Raw genomic sequence first — 2,683 nt, forward strand, 5'->3', positions numbered from 1 at the left:
AGGCAAGGGCCGTGAAGTCGCAGAAAGTCCTTTCACAGGTCTGGGAGTAGCGCTTGTTCCAGAACAGTTCCTGCCACTGGCGAACCATGCCCAGGCTTGCGTTGTTGATCAATATGATCCTGACCGGAAGGTTGTACCGGGCGCAGGTTTCAAGTTCCTGCAGGTTCATCATCAGGCTTCCGTCGCCCGCCAGGCATGTCACCGGCTGACCCGGCCTCGCGAAGGCGGCCCCGATGGCGGCCGGCAGGCCGTAACCCATGGTCCCGAGCCCGCCGGAGGTTATAAAATTCCGGGGTCGTTCCGATTTCCAGTAAAGGGCTGCCCACATCTGGTGCTGACCGACCTCCGTCGTCAGCACGTGCCCTTCGGAAATCCTTTCCCGCATCCCGAGAATGACGGCGGGGGTGCTCAAGGGCCCATCCCCTTCCAGGGCCGGTTTCATGAGGGGCCACCTGGCTTTGATCTCATCGATCTCCTCCAGCCAGTCCGTCCGGTCCCTCGGGGGTTTGTTTTCAAGATGTTGGAGGATGGCCTCCAGGACCCCTCCGGCATCTCCATGAAGGGCCACGGCGGCTTCGATATTTTTGTTGAGTTCCGACGCGTCGATATCGATATGAACGATCCTTGCCCCCCTGGCAAAACGGGTCCGGTCACCGGTGCACCTGTCGCTGAACCGCATGCCGACCGCCACGAGCACATCGCACCTGGAGGCGGCAAGGTTGGACTGGGGTGTGCCGTGCATTCCTATCATCCCGAGCGATAGGGGATGGCTTTCAGGGAAAACCCCCTTTCCCAGGAGGGTCGTCGCGACGGGAATGGAAAACTTCTCGGCCAAAGCCTTGAGGTTCTTCGATGCGGTGCTGGAAGAGCTGCCTCCCCCGGCTATTATCATCGGCCTAGTGGAGGCGGCCAGGGCATCGCAAGCATCGATGATGCCCGGGTCTGTGTCGGATGTTTTCGAAGGACCTCCCTTCGCCCTGACATCGTCGGGATAGTGGAAAAGTCCTTCTTCCCGCTGTAAATCCACCGGCAGGTCCACCAGGACGGGGCCCGGCCTGCCCTCGGAGGCGATGGAGAAAGCCCTCCGCAGCGCTACGGGGAGCTCTTCGAGGGAACGAACGAGGAAACTGTGCTTGACCTGGGAGAGGGAAGAGCCAAAGATATCGGCCTCCTGGAAAGCGTCGGTGCCGATCGATCCCGAGGCCACCTGCCCCGTGATCGCGACCAGGGGCACGGAGTCCATCTGGGCATTGGCCAGCCCCGTGAGAAGGTTCATCGCGCCCGGGCCCGACGTGGCTATGCAGACCCCCGTTTTTCCCGAAGCCCTCGCGTAGCCGTCCGCCGCGTGGCATGCCGCCTGCTCGTGACGGGTCAGAATGACCCGGAACCGGGCGTCCATGAGGGCGTCGTAAAGAGGGATAACCGAACCTCCGGGGATGCCGAAGACAAATTCAACGCCCTCCGCCTCAAGGGCGCTCACTACCATGCGTGCTCCCGTCATTTTCATGGGTTTCACTGGTCCTTTCCTCTCCGGGCCTGGATCCTGGCCGCGATCGAGTCTCCCGCAGCCGCCGTCGTGGCTTTCCCCCCCAGTTCTACGGGGAGTGCGTCCCCGCCCTCGGACAGGTAGTCGAGGACAGCCCTCTCTATGGCCCCGGCCGCGTCGAGCTCCCCTAGGTGTTCCAGCATGAGGCCCGCCGAGAGGGTGGCTGCCACGGGATTGGAAATTCCCTTGCCGGCGATGTCGGGGGCCGAACCATGGACAGGTTCGAACATGGACAACCCGTCTCCTATATTGGCCCCGGCGGCGGTCCCGAGCCCTCCGGCAAGACCGGCCAGGAGATCGCTGACAATATCTCCGAACATGTTGGGAGTCAGTATCACCCCGTAACGGTCCGGTTCCCGGCTCAAGTGATAGCAAAGGGCATCGACGTTGACCACTTCCAGGGCCATGCCCCTCCGCCGGGCCTCATCGCCGGCCACGTCTTCCCAGAACCCGTAGATGATGGGAAGCGCGTTCGATTTCGAGGCCAGGGTCACCCTGTCCTCACCCCGCTGCCGGGCCTTGTCGCAGGCCCAGGCGGTCGCCCGCCGCACGGCGGGTTCAGTTGCGAGGCCCACCTGCGCGGCGCAGGCAAGGGCTTTGTCGAAAGACAGTCGGAGGTGCCCCTCGCCGCTGTAAAGACCTCTCCTGATGGGGAAGGAGGCTTCCAGTGGGGGGCCGTCACTTCTGCCTCCGATGCCCATGTAGAAATCCTCGGTGTTCTCCCGCACCACCACGATATCGATCTCCTTGAACGGTCCGGGGCTCCCCACTCCCGGTAACGATCGGGAGGGCCTGAGGTTGATGTATTGGTCGAAATGGAAACGGAGGGTCAGCAGGATGCCTCTTTCAAGGATCCCGGGTTTTACCTCCGGACGGCCTATGGCGCCCAGGAGAAGAGCGTCGCATCGGGCTATCTCCTGGACAGCCCCTTCGGGCATCACTTCCCCCGTTTTCAGGTAATGAAGCCCCCCGAAAGGGAAGTCGAGCCATTCCACTTCGAAACCGAAGGTCCTGCCGGCGGCATCGGTGGCCTTTTTAGCTTCCGCCGTGACTTCGGGGCCTACCCCGTCCCCGCCGATGGTGGCGATCTTTAGTCGTCTCGGGGTCACCTGGCTCTCCTCCCCTCCAGTTCTCTCC

At 62.7% G+C, this 2,683-nt stretch carries 2 protein-coding genes; both read right to left on the bottom strand.

The features are described from left to right. The coding region (gene ilvB, locus GX108_01955) for a biosynthetic-type acetolactate synthase large subunit (protein NLO55810.1) at positions 1 to 1,507 on the bottom strand (1,507 nt) is incomplete at its 3' end. Between the two features lie 5 nt (positions 1,508 to 1,512). Continuing rightward, positions 1,513 to 2,655 (bottom strand): isocitrate/isopropylmalate dehydrogenase family protein, encoded by a 1,143-nt coding sequence (locus GX108_01960; GenBank protein ID NLO55811.1) that lies wholly within the window; start codon positions 2,653 to 2,655, stop codon positions 1,513 to 1,515. Between the last annotated feature and the right edge of the window lie 28 nt (positions 2,656 to 2,683).

It is taken from the genome of Thermovirga sp. (assembly GCA_012523215.1).
In the GTDB taxonomy this organism is placed as follows: domain Bacteria; phylum Synergistota; class Synergistia; order Synergistales; family Thermovirgaceae; genus 58-81.